Origin of the sequence: Sulfurimonas sp. HSL3-2 (genome assembly GCF_039645965.1) — a bacterium.
In the GTDB taxonomy this organism is placed as follows: Bacteria; Campylobacterota; Campylobacteria; order Campylobacterales; family Sulfurimonadaceae; genus Hydrocurvibacter; species Hydrocurvibacter mobilis.
The window spans coordinates 1,857,970-1,871,168 of record NZ_CP147917.1 but is presented as its reverse complement, the minus strand read 5'-3'; the positions used below and the strand labels follow the sequence as shown (position 1 = coordinate 1,871,168).

Annotated in this window: 14 protein-coding genes; 9 read left to right on the top strand and 5 right to left on the bottom strand. The window is 37.9% G+C overall.

The window, feature by feature from the left end:
• Window positions 1-13 precede the first annotated feature (13 nt).
• Genes WCX87_RS09370 through WCX87_RS09360 form a run of 3 tightly spaced genes read left to right on the top strand, consistent with a single transcriptional unit; the run spans window position 14 to window position 3,953 of the window.
• Window positions 14-3,004, top strand: a complete 2,991-nt coding sequence (locus WCX87_RS09370) for a DEAD/DEAH box helicase (protein WP_345979456.1) — start codon at window positions 14-16, stop codon at window positions 3,002-3,004.
• Window positions 3,004-3,813, top strand: a complete 810-nt coding sequence (locus tag WCX87_RS09365) for a TIGR00282 family metallophosphoesterase (RefSeq protein ID WP_345979455.1) — start codon at window positions 3,004-3,006, stop codon at window positions 3,811-3,813. Before WCX87_RS09370 ends, WCX87_RS09365 begins: the two co-directional genes overlap by 1 nt.
• On the top strand, window positions 3,810-3,953 hold the full coding sequence (locus tag WCX87_RS09360) for a hypothetical protein (protein WP_345979454.1): 144 nt from the start codon (window positions 3,810-3,812) through the stop codon (window positions 3,951-3,953). Before WCX87_RS09365 ends, WCX87_RS09360 begins: the two co-directional genes overlap by 4 nt.
• Window positions 3,954-3,969: 16 nt before the next feature.
• Here WCX87_RS09360 and rsfS read toward each other — a convergent pair whose 3' ends face one another.
• Both rsfS and nadD read right to left on the bottom strand, forming a co-directional pair.
• Window positions 3,970-4,290 (bottom strand): ribosome silencing factor, encoded by a 321-nt coding sequence (rsfS, locus tag WCX87_RS09355; protein WP_345979453.1) that lies wholly within the window; start codon window positions 4,288-4,290, stop codon window positions 3,970-3,972.
• Entirely contained in the window at window positions 4,283-4,822 is a 540-nt protein-coding gene (gene nadD / locus WCX87_RS09350) for a nicotinate (nicotinamide) nucleotide adenylyltransferase (protein WP_345979452.1), read from the bottom strand. Before nadD ends, rsfS begins: the two co-directional genes overlap by 8 nt.
• A gap of 79 nt (window positions 4,823-4,901) precedes the next feature.
• Between nadD and gap the strand changes: the two genes are divergently transcribed.
• The 4 genes from gap to fabI are packed head-to-tail and all read left to right on the top strand — an operon-like array spanning window position 4,902 to window position 8,661.
• Window positions 4,902-5,903 carry a type I glyceraldehyde-3-phosphate dehydrogenase gene (gene gap / locus WCX87_RS09345; protein ID WP_345979450.1) on the top strand — a complete coding sequence of 334 codons (1,002 nt, stop codon included), beginning with the start codon at window positions 4,902-4,904 and terminating at the stop codon, window positions 5,901-5,903.
• A 10-nt stretch (window positions 5,904-5,913) separates the two neighbouring features.
• Complete coding sequence (locus tag WCX87_RS09340) at window positions 5,914-7,116, top strand: phosphoglycerate kinase (RefSeq protein WP_345979449.1); 1,203 nt, start codon at window positions 5,914-5,916, stop codon at window positions 7,114-7,116.
• Window positions 7,116-7,820 (top strand): triose-phosphate isomerase, encoded by a 705-nt coding sequence (locus WCX87_RS09335; RefSeq protein WP_345979447.1) that lies wholly within the window; start codon window positions 7,116-7,118, stop codon window positions 7,818-7,820. Before WCX87_RS09340 ends, WCX87_RS09335 begins: the two co-directional genes overlap by 1 nt.
• A gap of 19 nt (window positions 7,821-7,839) precedes the next feature.
• Window positions 7,840-8,661 (top strand): enoyl-ACP reductase FabI, encoded by an 822-nt coding sequence (gene fabI, locus WCX87_RS09330; protein WP_345979446.1) that lies wholly within the window; start codon window positions 7,840-7,842, stop codon window positions 8,659-8,661.
• 36 nt (window positions 8,662-8,697) lie between these two features.
• On the opposite strand, the gene WCX87_RS09325 is transcribed toward fabI, so the two are convergent.
• The gene (locus tag WCX87_RS09325; RefSeq protein ID WP_345979445.1) at window positions 8,698-9,123 is read right to left on the bottom strand and encodes a hypothetical protein; all 426 of its coding nucleotides are present in this window, start codon (window positions 9,121-9,123) and stop codon (window positions 8,698-8,700) included.
• A 231-nt stretch (window positions 9,124-9,354) separates the two neighbouring features.
• Between WCX87_RS09325 and WCX87_RS09320 the strand changes: the two genes are divergently transcribed.
• On the top strand, window positions 9,355-10,731 hold the full coding sequence (locus WCX87_RS09320; RefSeq protein WP_345979444.1) for a hypothetical protein: 1,377 nt from the start codon (window positions 9,355-9,357) through the stop codon (window positions 10,729-10,731).
• 318 nt (window positions 10,732-11,049) lie between these two features.
• Here WCX87_RS09320 and WCX87_RS09315 read toward each other — a convergent pair whose 3' ends face one another.
• Window positions 11,050-12,273, bottom strand: coding sequence for a diguanylate cyclase (locus tag WCX87_RS09315; protein WP_345979442.1), 1,224 nt, complete (start codon window positions 12,271-12,273; stop codon window positions 11,050-11,052).
• A 68-nt stretch (window positions 12,274-12,341) separates the two neighbouring features.
• Window positions 12,342-12,737, bottom strand: a complete 396-nt coding sequence (locus WCX87_RS09310) for a rhodanese-like domain-containing protein (RefSeq protein ID WP_345979441.1) — start codon at window positions 12,735-12,737, stop codon at window positions 12,342-12,344.
• Window positions 12,738-12,801: 64 nt separating this feature from the next.
• Between WCX87_RS09310 and WCX87_RS09305 the strand changes: the two genes are divergently transcribed.
• Window positions 12,802-13,161 carry a hypothetical protein gene (locus WCX87_RS09305; protein ID WP_345979439.1) on the top strand — a complete coding sequence of 120 codons (360 nt, stop codon included), beginning with the start codon at window positions 12,802-12,804 and terminating at the stop codon, window positions 13,159-13,161.
• The last annotated feature ends 38 nt before the right edge of the window (window positions 13,162-13,199 follow it).

Genomic DNA, 13,199 nt, shown 5'->3' with positions numbered 1-13,199 from the left:
TATAGGATAAGATTTGTCGCAAACACGTTTATTTGAGTATCTAAAAACACAAAAAAAGCCATCATTGGATATCTTGATATGTCAAGATGCCAAAGAGGCATCTTCACTTGCAGATGTCGTCAGATATTTTAATCTCGACTATATCGTATTCCCAGATTTCAGAGCACGTTTTAAAGATGACCTTCGTCCCTTTAAAGAGGAGCTTTTTGAACTTTTTTCAGCACTTAGAACTTACTATAAAAGCAACAAAAAACCGCTTATAATCTCACCGCTTAAGACCCTGCTTTTCCCTTTTCCAAAACCGGAACTTTTACAATCGACTACAATAGAGTTCGGCGGGACGATAGATCTGAAAAACTTCAAGGAACAGATGCTTTTTTGGGGATACGAGTTTGTCGATATCGTCCAGATGGAGGGAGAGATCTCATTTCGCGGGGATATCATAGATATCTATGCACCTTCAGCAGAAAATCCTATCAGAGTTTCACTGTTTGACAACGAGATAGAGCAGATAAAAGAGTTTGAATTGGAAACTCAAAGAACGTTGGGTGATGAGCTTGAAAGTTTTGAGATAACACCGGCTTTTTATTCACTTGACGAGAAGCAGTTCAACGCTTTGCAAGAGAGGATCCAAGAAAGCGATAGTGACAGTTTTGTAAAAGATCTGGCTTCACTGGGATTTTGGCATCTTGACGAGCTTTCTCAAAACTTCATAGAGGGTAAAGATAGAAAACTTATCTCCAAGATGGAGAGTGCTTTAGACGAGGTGTACGGCTTAAACGATCCGCAGATATCAAGAGAGTTTTTTAATGTTGAGGTCATTCCGGAAGAGGATAAGTATCATCCTGTAATACTTACCGATGTCAAGACCATTTTAGGCGTTCACAAAAACAAAAAGATCACGCTTATCGCTTCAAACGAGTCACAGATAAAACAATCGGGTATCTTTGATCTTAAAGGGATTGAGGTCGTTTACAGCCCTATCATCTTAAACGTGATCGGCGATAGTGAACTTATCATCTCATTAAACAAACCGGAGAAGAAGCGCAGACGCAGAAAGACATCTATCCTGCTTGATGACCTGAAGCCGGGTGATTATGTAGTCCATGAGGATTACGGTGTGGGTATCTTTGAAAAGATAGACCAGATGGAGATACTCGGCGGTGTAAAAGACTTTATTGTTATTCGCTACATAGGTGATGACAAAGTCCTTCTACCTGTCGAGAACCTTGACTATATAGACCGTTACATCGCAGGCGGGGGAGCTGTACCTGTACTAGACAGACTAGGTAAAGGCAGCTTTGCAAAACTTAAAGAGAGTGTACGAACCAAACTCTTTGAGATAGCATCTTCTATCGTCAATACTGCAGCAGCGCGTGCTCTTATAAAAGCTCCTAAGATCGAGGTCGCTAAAAGCGTGATAAAAGAGTTTCAGTCTTCTGCGGGATTCGTTTATACTGATGATCAGAAGCAGTCGATCGGTGAGATACTTGATGAGATTGCAAGCGGTCATATCATGGATAGACTTCTTAGCGGTGATGTCGGTTTTGGGAAGACAGAGGTAGCGATGAACGCTATTTACGCTACATGTAAGGCGGGATATCAAAGTGCGCTGATCGTCCCGACGACACTTCTTAGCTCGCAGCATTTTAAATCTTTAGAAAAAAGATTTGATGCAATGGGTGTGAGAGTCGCAAAACTTGACAGATTTATCTCCGCAAAAGATAAGAAAAACATATTGACCGCTTTAAAAGAGGGAACGATAGATGTCGTTGTCGGGACTCATGCGATCTTTAGTGCAGTCTTTCACAAACTCGGACTTGTCATCGTCGATGAGGAACATAAGTTTGGTGTAAAGCAAAAAGAGAAGATCAAAGAACTTTATAACAACATCCATATGCTTTCCATGAGTGCGACGCCTATCCCGCGTTCGCTTAATCAGGCGCTGAGCTCCATTAAGACTATGAGTACACTTCAGACTCCTCCTGTAGAGAGACAGGGTGTAAGAACTTTTGTCAAAAGCTATGATGAAAAGCTTGTAAAAGAGGTCATACTTCGTGAACTACGCCGCGGCGGTCAGGTGTTTTACGTACATAACTCTATAGATCATATGCCGATAAAATACGGAGAGTTAAAAGCACTTCTTCCTGAGCTTAGAATGGTGATGCTTCACTCTAAGATCTCTTCAGCCGATACGGAAAAAGAGCTCTTAAAGTTTGAAAACCGTGAGTACGATCTGATGATAGCGACATCCATCATCGAGTCCGGTATTCATATGCCGTCGGTCAATACGATGATAATAGACGGAGCAGACCGTTTCGGCATCGCGGATCTTCATCAGCTTCGCGGTCGTGTGGGACGTTCAAACATCGAAGGCTTTGCCTACTTCATAGTCGAGGATAAAGACAACATTACAGAGGAAGCAAAAAAACGTCTTATTGCTCTGGAATCAAACTCATTTTTGGGAAGCGGTTCTGTTTTAGCATATCATGACTTGGAGATAAGAGGCGGCGGAAACCTTGTCGGCGATGCCCAAAGCGGACATATTAAAAACATCGGTTACTCGCTTTATCTCAGAATGCTGGAAGATGCGATAAAAGAGCTGAGCAACAAAGTCGAAGAGACAAAAGCGAAAGTGGATATAAAACTGGCTATCAGTGCATATATATCCGACGCGATCGTGAGCGAAGACAGACTCAGACTCGATCTTTACCGCCGCCTGTCTCAAGCTGAAGATGTGACTGAGATCTATGAGATAGAGGAAGAAACGGTAGACAGATTCGGGTCACTGGATGATGTCACAAAGCAGTTCTTCGAATTGATGGTCATCAAGCTTTTAAGTCTCGGTAAAAAGATAAAGACAGTTACTTCATATGCGCAGAACATCACTTTTATCTATCAAAACGATTCAAAAGAGAGTATCAGCGCATCGAGTAAAGATGATGACGATATCATCAAAGCAACACTGGAGTATCTAAGAAACTCCAAACCAAAGGTTTTATAATGAAAATTGCATTTATCGGAGATATCGTAGGGCGTCCGGGACGTGTTATGATAGAACAGCATCTTAAAAAACTCCGCGCGGAGTACGAGATCGATTTTGTCATAGCAAATTACGAGAATGCGTCGCACGGTTTCGGACTTACTTCAAAGAATGCGGATGAGCTTTTCAAAACTGGGATCGATGTGATGACGGGTGGAAATCATACATTTGATAAAAGAGAGATATTCGCTCTTTTTGATTCGTATGAGATTCTCCGTCCGCATAACTATCCCGATATTGTACCGGGGACAGGAATGAAAGTATATGATGTAAACGGCGAAAAGCTGGCTGTTTTAAACGTCATGGGACATTACGGCATGCCTTATGTGGATAATGCGTTTAGATGTGCAGATGACGCAGTGACAAAGCTGCATGAAGAAAATATTACAAATATTTTTGTAGATATCCATGCGGAAGCTACAAGTGAAAAACGCGGGATGATGATGCTTTTAGAAGGGCGTGTAAGCGCTATCTGCGGGACACATACTCATGTCAGCAGCGATGACCTGCAGATAGCAAACGGTACAGGTTATCTAAGTGATATAGGTCTTACAGGTTGCCGCGATAATGTTATAGGAATGGACAAAAAGACTCCTTTAGACGCTTTTTTTACGGGAATAAAAGGTCATTTCGATATCCCGAAAAATTGTAAAAAAATCTTACAAATGGTAATATACGATATAAAAAATGGAAAGTGCGAAGATGCATTTAAAGTAAAAGTATTTGATGATAACACTAAAATTGTTACAAAAGGATGGATTGAAAAATGAGATTTATAATTATGAGTTTAGTAGCGCTGACGTTATTGACAGGTTGTTCTACAAAAGAGATGAAGTCGACGGTTCACGGTTGGGGTGACGATATAAATAACGCTTTTAAAGGTTCGAAAGATAATTCAGGAGAGAAGTAATCAAGAAATTTCTTGATTACTGAGCTTTTCCAAGCTCGGCTAAAAAGCTTTCCATATCGTATTTGACTCTAAATTCAGGAGTCATTATATGGATCAGGATATCTCCAAGATCGGCAACTATCCAGTCGCTGCTCTCATCTACATGTAAGAACTCTTCCTCAGGTTTTAGACCCTTTTTAAGATGGTCAAGTAATGCTTCCGTATGGCGTTGACCAAGTGATGAAGCGATAACGACATAATCTACAAAATAATCTTTTCCTTTTAGGTCGAAGACCTCTATCGCTTCAGCTTTGTTCGCATCTAAAATATTAGATATTTTTTCTACTCTTTTATCCATTGTTTTCCTTATAAAATTTTTCTATTTCACCAGCTACATCTACGGGCAAAAACTCTTTTTTGATATCTTCTCTTAAACGTGTAGAACTTATAGGCTGATCTACATGTAAGAGTATATACTCACCGGGTATATCTATATCATCTCTTGAAGCTACGACAAAAGTGACTAGCTTTTTTAGCTCATCATACCCATACCATTGATCTAAGCTTTTAAGATTATCTGCACCTATGATCAGATATATCTTTTCATATCTCTCTTTAAGGTGGCGTACAGTCTCTAAGCTTGGCACTTTACGTTTACACTTAATCTCAAAATCATCGACTTCAACATTATTGTAAGAATAAAAAATCTTTTTAAGCCATTTTAAGCGAAGCTCAGGCGGTGCGCAAACTTTTGATTTAAAAGGGTTTAGATATGCCGGCATAACTATAACTTTATCTATATCCAAACTTGATAACGCAGTATTGACTACACTGAGATGTCCTAGATGGGGAGGATCGAACGATCCGCCAAAAAGAGCTATAGTTTTCATTAAAGGGCGCCTTTAAACAAAATTATAGCAAGTTTTTGCTAAAATAACCCAATTTTAACGCCTATTAGTAAGGAATGATATGTCACTAAAGATAGCAATTAATGGATTTGGACGTATTGGACGTTGTGTAGCTCGTATAGCCTCAGAGCGTGATGATGTTGAGATAGTAGCTATAAACGATACTGCTAGCTTAGATATGATGGTATATCTTTTAAATAATGATTCTGTTCACGGTAACTTTGGAAAAGATGTAGAGATTTTAGAAAACAATTATTTAAAGATCGGAAATGATAAAGTGAAGATCTTTTGTGATAGAGATCCTAAAAATCTTGATTTTGCAGGTTGCGGTGCTGACATCGTTTTAGAGTGTACAGGTGTGTTCTTAACTCAGGAAAGTGCTCAAGTACATATACAAAACGGTGTAGAAAAAGTACTTTTTTCGGCTCCTTCAAAAGATAAAGAGACTGCAACATTTGTTATGGGTGTCAATGAAAGTAGTTATGACGGGCAAAAGATCGTCTCTAATGCTTCATGTACGACTAACTGTCTTGGCCCTGTTGCAAAAGTACTTGACGATGCATTTACAATAGAAAAAGGTCTAATGACGACTATTCACTCATATACTAATGATCAAAATATCTTAGATGTGAAGCATACAAAAGATAAACGCCGTGCTCGTGCAGGTGCTATCAATATGATCCCGACGACGACAGGTGCAGCAAAAGCCATAGGTCTTGTCCTTCCGCAGCTTCTTGGTAAACTTCATGGTCAAAGTGTCCGTGTTCCGACTCCGGATGTTTCAATGGTAGACTTAAACGTGATCGTTGGTCGCGATACTTCAAAAGAGGAGATAAGCGCACTTTTCAAAGAAAAAGCAGCGACAGATCTTAAAGGTCTTTTACTTGTAGATGAAGAGATGCGTGTTTCTCAAGACTTCGTAGGTTCTACTTACAGCTCTATCGTCGCAGATGACCTGACTCAGGTGATCGGTGGCAATATGGTAAAAGTGATGGCATGGTATGACAATGAGTGGGGATACTCTAGCCGTCTGATCGATATGGCACTTCACATTAGTAAATAAGTGAGACTGAATGGAATTATATAGTATAAAAGATCTAGATTTAACAAACAAAAAAGTGTTTATCCGTTGTGACTTTAACGTTCCGACAGATGAATACAACAATATAACAGATGATCGCCGTATCCGTTCGGCATTAGCTACTATAAATTATTGTTTAGATCATGAATGTGCAGTCATATTGGCTTCACATTTTGGACGTCCTAAGGGAGAGTTTGATGAGAAATATTCACTTGTCCCTGTTCAAAAACGTCTGTATCAACTTTTAAAAAGAGATGTTGCTCTTGCTAGTGACGTTATCGGTGAAGATGCGATGAAACAAGCATCTGAACTAAAAAACGGAGAAGTTTTACTGCTTGAAAACCTTCGTTTTGAAGCCGGTGAGACAAAAAATGATGAAGAGCTTTCTAAGCAATTAGCATCAATGGCAGATATCTATATCAATGACGCATTCGGTGTTTCGCATCGTGCTCATGCTTCGGTTGAAGGGATCACTCATTTCTTTGATGAGAACTCTAAAGCTGCAGGTTTCTTACTACAAAAAGAGATCAAGTTTTTTGCAACATTAATGAAAAAACCGGCTCGTCCGTTTGTAGCGATAGTGGGTGGCAGTAAGGTTTCAGGAAAACTTGAAGCACTGGTAAATCTTCTCCCTCGCGTAGACAAGATACTTATTGGCGGCGGTATGGCGTTTACATTCTTGAAAAAGCTTGGTTATGACATCGGAGCATCTTTGGTTGAAGATGATCTTCTTGAAGAAGCAGGACGTATTATGGAAGAGGCTAAAAGACTTGGCGTTAAGTTCTATCTTCCAGTCGACGTCATTGCAGCGGAGAAGTTTGATGCAGATGCAGTCAGTAAGGCAGTTACAGCTCAAGAGATTCCAGATGGATGGATGGGTCTTGATATCGGTCCTGCGACTGTCAGACTTTACCGTGAAGTTCTAAACAATGTTCAGACTGTACTATGGAACGGACCTATGGGTGTGTATGAGATGGAACGTTTCTCACGCGGTTCAGGGAAAATTGCTCATTATGTCGCAGACAGCTATGCAACGACTGTTATCGGCGGCGGAGATACTGCGGATCTGGTTCAGCGTGTTGGCCTTGATGATGAGATGACTTTTATCTCTACAGGCGGCGGTGCTACGCTAGAGCTTTTAGAAGGAAAAACACTTCCGGGTGTCGAGCCACTTGTAAAGGCGGTGGCTGAATAATGGTTATTGCAGCAAACTTCAAGACAAATTTAACACGTTATCAGACAAGAGAATATATAGCATCGTTAGAGAAATTCATACATGATAACAGTGTTCGTCAAGAAGTTTTTGTTTTCCCGACAGCGACATCTATTTATGCTCATGACGGCAATGTAAATGTAGGCGTACAAAATGCATATCCGACAAAAAATGGAGCATTTACAGGTGAGATAGGAGTCGATCAGTTAGAAGAGTTTAATATTAAGACTGTTCTTATAGGTCACAGCGAACGCCGTCATGTCTTGGGTGAGACTCAGGAACTGATCACAGCCAAGTATGAGTTTTACAAAAATCTGGGATATACGATCGTCTACTGTATAGGTGAACCCTTGAATATCAGAGAAAAGGGCATGGACGAGATGATGAACTATTTAAGAGCACAGCTAATCGGAATAGACATGAATTATGAAAACCTGATACTAGCTTATGAGCCGGTATGGGCTATAGGTACGGGTGTAACACCGACTAACGACGATATAGTAAAGATCCATTCAATACTTCGTAATTCATGCAAGAGACCTATTCTTTACGGCGGAAGTGTAAAAGCTGACAATGCTAAAGAGATACTTTCACTTCATAATGTTGACGGGGTACTTGTAGGAAGCGGAGCATTAAATGTGAATGATTTTTGCTCTATGATAAACGACGCAGAAAATATAAAATAAATTTAGGAGATAGATAAAGATGGTAATGAAAGGTAAAAAAGGTCTTATAGTAGGTCTGGCAAATGATAAATCAATTGCATACGGTATTGCAAAAGCGTGTAAAGAGCAGGGTGCTGAACTGGCGTTCACATACCTTAATGATGCACTAAAAAAACGTGTTGAACCGATTGCAAAAGAGTTCGGTAGTGACAAAGTTTACGAACTTGATGTCGGAAACGAAGAACATATGGCTGGAATTGCTGCTCTTATCGAAAAAGATTTCGGCAAAATAGACTTTTTAGTTCACTCTGTTGCATTCGCACCAAAAGAAGCGTTAAGCGAACCGTTTATGAAAACTACGAAAGATGCATTTAACATTGCGATGAATGTTTCTGTTTATTCTCTTATCGATTTAACTAACCGTTTAGAGTCAGTATTAAGCGATGATGCATCTATCTTGACACTTAGCTACCTTGGCGGACCAAAATATGTTGCTAACTATAATGTAATGGGTGTTGCAAAAGCAGCTCTTGAAGCAAGTGTGAGATATATGGCAGTCGAGCTTGGCGAAAAAGGTCAAAGAGTAAATGCTATCTCTGCCGGACCAATCCGTACTCTTGCTGCAGCGGGAATCGGTGATTTTAAACAGATCCTTACATGGAATGAACTAAACGCTCCTCTAAAAAGAAATGTGACGATAGATCAGGTAGGAAACTCTGCAATGTATCTATTAAGTGATCTTGCAAGCGGTGTTACTGGTGAAGTTCATTATGTTGATAGCGGGTATAACGTTATGGGGATGGCTGCTGTTACTAAAGATGAAGCAGGTAAAACTGTTCTTTGCTGGGACGCAGAGAAGTAAGTTCTATATAGATACACTATTTAGTGTATCTATTTTTTATTTTTTTGTTCCGATTACCGGCATAGTATCCATTTTCTCTTTCATCGAAGGTTCATCTGACTTCGGTTTGTTTTTTATGTAAGCTCCGGCTTTATCAACATACTCTTGCAAAGTAAAGTTTCTATTTTTATCTTCATTCATCTTTTTGATAGTCTCATTTTGTTCTACAGTCGGAGTCCACTCTTTTTCAAGCCAGTTATCAAGTGACTTTTGCATTGCTCCATCTTTTTTCTCCTGATTTGTAGGAGAAACACTGTTTAGTGCTTTGTTTTGAGTAGGTGCAACATACTCTTGTTTTTGTACTTTTACCTCTTCTTTATTATTAAAATGCTTATCTGCATAATCTTGCATAGTGTGTCCACTACATCCGGTAATGATAAGTGTTACGATAGTAAACACAAAAATATGACCTAAAAACTTCATTTCTGTCCTTATAACTTAATCTTATTTTAAACGAAACGCTAGTATATCAAAAAAAGATACATTTTTGTATTATCGTACATCCAGTTGTGATAACTATGTGATAAATCCCTTGAAATAGGGGGTTGTAGCAATAAAATAATTTATTTGCCATTACAGAAATTTTTAAGAAATGTGTGATACAATGGTTTCGACAAAAAATTAAAATAGGTCAAGCTTATTTAAGGAGAATGAATGAAAATAGTAAAAATGAGTTTAGCAGCAGCTGTATTAGTTGGTGCATCAGCGTTCGCAGTTGATAACGTTAAAATATCTGGTGATGCACAAGTATTCTATAATACTAATGATATGACTCCGTCATACACAAATACTGTTGGTACAGGTGCAGGTACAGGTACAAGCGGAAATTTATTTGATAAAGAAAACTCTGCTGCTGATGCTGCTCTACATTTAAATGTAAGTGCTGACTTAGCTAAAAATGATTTAGTAAGTGTAAGTGCTGGTGCTGGCTTTACTGCTCTTTCAACTTTAGGTCTAGAGAATAACTTTGTTAGTAATGTATGGGGTGGATCTCATACTGCAAGTAATCTTGGTACAAACGGATCTAACTATCCGGCTAAAGTTGATACAAATTCATGGTTTAATGAAGCATGGATTGCTATCAGTGCTGGTAATACAACTGCAAAAGTTGGTCGTATGGAACTAGACACTCCACTTGCATTCACTGAAACATGGTCAGTTGAAAAAAATACGTTTGAAGCAGCAGTATTAATCAATACTGACCTTCCTGACACTACTTTAGTTGGTGCTTATGTTGGTAACGGAAACGGTACAGAAACTTTTGGAGCTGCAGGTAATGCTGATTCTGTATCTTCTTTAAACTTAGCAGTTGGTGCTGTTGTAAATTCAAACGGTAGATTTGAAACATATGGTGAAAATGGTGCATATGCAGCAGGTATCATCAATAACTCTATCAAACCATTAACTGTACAAGCATGGTACTATGATGTATCTAAATTAGCACAAGCTTATTGGTTACAAGCTGATGTAAGTATGGAAGGTATCCTTGCGGGTGCACAATACTCAGGAATTAATCTTGAAAAAGGTAGTAGCTTCGCTGTAGCTAATGGTATTACAAAAGACATTGATAATGATGTATATGCATTAATGCTTGGATATGAGATGAAAGATATGTTCACTGCTAAAGTGTCTTACTCTTCTGTAGGGAAAGAAGAACTTGCCGGTCTAGCTGCTGGTTTCAATACTGCAACATCTTCTGGAGCATCTAAACTTTATACTGAAGCATGGTGGTCTTATGGTTATGTAGTTCGTGCTGATACAAAAGCATATAACGTAACTGTAGAAGTGCCTGTAAAAGATATAGCTGATTTCGGTGTTTATTATACAAATACAGACTCTGGCAAAAATGGTGGGGCAACTGATCGTGCAGATATGACAGAAGTTACTTTAACTGCTTCTAGATCATTTGGACCATTAGATGCAAGTTTAGTATATAGCAATATCAAGGCTGATGATCAAAATATCAAAGCTGGTGCTACTAAAGGTACTGCTTACAACCAAGTACAAGCATACTTAACTTTAAACTTCTAATAAAAGCTTTTAGTTAAACTCTTATTTCGCCTTCGGGCGAAATTACTTCTTATTCTCAATTTCCTCTTATCAACCGACATCTCTTTTACAAAGAATGATTATCATATCTTGTTAACGTAGACAAGCATACATATGTATTGGTATATTCAAATGGAGCTTTATAATACTGACATGAATATCATTAGGATAATTATTCTACGCTGTAGACAGAGGTTTATATTATATGAACTGTAAAGGGATTAGTGTTATATTCTTTACTGTGTAAAGCGTTATGTAGTCGGTCTGTATTGGTTCTTTGCAGTATTGATAAGGAGAAGTTTAACCTATGATCTCATCACTCATAACATATCTATTTCTGCCACTCTCTTTTGCTTCATAAAGCTTTTTGTCTGCTTGTTTAATGATCTCTTCTTCATTCAGAGCTTCATCTGCGATGCATGAGACTACGCCTATGGATATAGTCAGGTAGCTGCTTGATCTGCTTTTTGCATGAGGGATCTGATTAGCCTCGACCTCTGTACATATCTTCTGTGCTAAAACTGCACTGTCTTCTGCATTTGTGTCTGTGATCAAAACACCGAACTCTTCACCGCCGAGTCTAAAGACAAAATCACTAGGACGTTTTAAAATAGATTTTAAGACATTAGCGACACTTTTTAGTGCTTTATCACCCTCAATATGACCATATGTGTCGTTATACTGCTTAAAGAAGTCCACATCAAGCATCATAAATGTTATATGAGCTTTTGCTCTTTTTGCCCGTTTGACCTCTCTGTCAAAGACCATGTTGAAGTAACGTCTATTGTGAAGATTTGTAAGAGAGTCTGTATATGAAGCATTTTCGAGTTTTTTATTGACCTCTTTTAGTTTTCTGGTTGCGACTTCCAGATCAGACTGGTCCTTTTGTATGCTTTTAAATACGATGTATGAGATTACTAAGACACCGCCTATAACGAAAAACAGGATCATCCCCAGTTTGATTTTTGTTTCGTCATAGGTATCTAAAAGCTCTTTTCTTTGATATTGAGCATTGTCTATCTCATATGTTCTTAATTTATTGATGATCGAATCTATGTGAGTGATCTCGGATATCAAAGTCTCTATAGATATTTTATCCACATCACATCCGTCAACGCAGATTTGCTTTATTTTTTGTAGATATACTTTAGATTTCTCTATCTCTGATGTCGCATAGTTTACATAAGGCAGCTCATTGTCACTTTTATATTGATTTTTATAACTGTTCCAGTTTTTGTCTATCTGTTTTATTGCCTGGTCTATGACATCTGCAGTTTGCTGCGAGTTAATAATATTATTTTTAGCCATATAGATATTGGTCTGAAGGTTTATGTGATAAGCATCTAAGATCTCATCCAGTTCCATAACGGTGACAAAAGAGCCAAAATAAAGGGAGTCAAGCTTTTGTTTCATTGAAGTGATGTTGATAGTCCCGACAATACCAATAAATGATAAGCCGGCAGTAATGAGTATAAAAAGAAATAAAAGTTTACTTTTTAGACGTAGAGCATCAATAAATCTCAAGCATTATCTCCTCATCTTCCTATATATAGGAATCAAAGCAAGTTTTATGCCAGAAATAGTAAAAAAAATTATTTTTTATAAGGAACGATGGGCAGGTTTTTCCCCATGATATACATCATCCCGCCGCTGAAGTCATACACATTATATCCAAGCTCGTTCGATAAGAACTGTGACACAAGTTTTGTTCTACTGCCTGTTCTGCATACTAGTGCAAACGGTTTTTTGACATCTACTTTCTGAGATAATTCTTTTAAAAAAACAGGAATATTATATCTTCCTCTCTCATCAAAAAAAGTTATCGGAATAGCACCTTTTAATAACCCAGTTTCTTTCCATTCTGCTTCTGTTCTGATATCGACTATTGGGATATTTTGATTTAAAAAAGTACTATCCGGATAGATTTTATTCACTTGCGCAAACAAAGATGTCGCTATGAAAAATAACGATAATATGAATATTTTCATATAATGTGTCCTGTATGTTTTTATTATATAATTATACTTGCGTAAATTAACAATTAGGTAAATGATGTCAAAAAAAGTAGAGTCCTCGCTGAGGCTAAAATATATAAGAGTTTTAGAGAGATTTTTGAAGAGTGTCGTATCATATCTTTCTATACCCGAAGGTATAACAAAAGAGGGTTATGACAAAAAAATAGAGAACAATCTGAAGTATTTTCAAAAGACTCCAAGTGTAGTTTTATATAAGGGAGAATTTAGTGATTTAGAATCTTTAGTAAAAGAGATGATAGGTTATTTAGGAACTGAAGAAAGTATAGAAAATATAAAAAGTGATATTTTATACAAGGCAAATAAACTCGAAAAAACGAAAAATAATAGAAAGTATAAGAAAGATAAACATAAGGCTGAAAAATTTAGAGATTGGTGACAGATATAGGTTATTTGTATAATAAAATATGATAAAAT

Coding starts and splice junctions, on each gene's coding strand:
- WCX87_RS09335 (WP_345979447.1), top strand. CDS start 7,116: ATGGTTATTGCAGCAAACTTCAAGACAAATTTAACACGTTATCAGACA.
- rsfS (WP_345979453.1), bottom strand. CDS start 4,290: ATGGATAAAAGAGTAGAAAAAATATCTAATATTTTAGATGCGAACAAA.
- WCX87_RS09305 (WP_345979439.1), top strand. CDS start 12,802: ATGTCAAAAAAAGTAGAGTCCTCGCTGAGGCTAAAATATATAAGAGTT.
- WCX87_RS09340 (WP_345979449.1), top strand. CDS start 5,914: ATGGAATTATATAGTATAAAAGATCTAGATTTAACAAACAAAAAAGTG.
- nadD (WP_345979452.1), bottom strand. CDS start 4,822: ATGAAAACTATAGCTCTTTTTGGCGGATCGTTCGATCCTCCCCATCTA.
- WCX87_RS09310 (WP_345979441.1), bottom strand. CDS start 12,737: ATGAAAATATTCATATTATCGTTATTTTTCATAGCGACATCTTTGTTT.
- gap (WP_345979450.1), top strand. CDS start 4,902: ATGTCACTAAAGATAGCAATTAATGGATTTGGACGTATTGGACGTTGT.
- fabI (WP_345979446.1), top strand. CDS start 7,840: ATGGTAATGAAAGGTAAAAAAGGTCTTATAGTAGGTCTGGCAAATGAT.
- WCX87_RS09365 (WP_345979455.1), top strand. CDS start 3,004: ATGAAAATTGCATTTATCGGAGATATCGTAGGGCGTCCGGGACGTGTT.
- WCX87_RS09325 (WP_345979445.1), bottom strand. CDS start 9,123: ATGAAGTTTTTAGGTCATATTTTTGTGTTTACTATCGTAACACTTATC.
- WCX87_RS09360 (WP_345979454.1), top strand. CDS start 3,810: ATGAGATTTATAATTATGAGTTTAGTAGCGCTGACGTTATTGACAGGT.
- WCX87_RS09320 (WP_345979444.1), top strand. CDS start 9,355: ATGAAAATAGTAAAAATGAGTTTAGCAGCAGCTGTATTAGTTGGTGCA.